Consider the following 278-nt stretch of genomic DNA (forward strand, 5'->3'; position numbering starts at 1 on the left):
CGTCTGGAAATTGCCGCAACCTGGCTGGCCGGTGGCCTGGATGTAGAGCGCGTGACCTTCTATCGCCAGTCCGACATCCCGGAAATCCCCGAGCTGACCTGGCTGCTGACCTGCGTCGCCGCCAAGGGCCTGCTCAACCGTGCGCACGCCTACAAGGCCTCGGTGGACAAGAACGTCGAGAGCGGTGAAGACCCGGATGCCGGCATCACCATGGGCTTGTACAGCTACCCTGTGCTGATGGCCGCGGACATCCTGATGTTCAACGCGCACAAGGTGCC

Annotated in this window: 1 pseudogene; it reads left to right on the forward strand. The window is 63.3% G+C overall.

Annotated elements, in window-relative coordinates:
* A pseudogene (locus AAEZ06_RS27165) lies at positions 1-278 on the forward strand (tryptophan--tRNA ligase); the annotation flags it as partial.

Source organism: Pseudomonas sp. HY7a-MNA-CIBAN-0227 (assembly GCF_040310325.1).
Lineage (GTDB): Bacteria > Pseudomonadota > Gammaproteobacteria > Pseudomonadales > Pseudomonadaceae > Aquipseudomonas.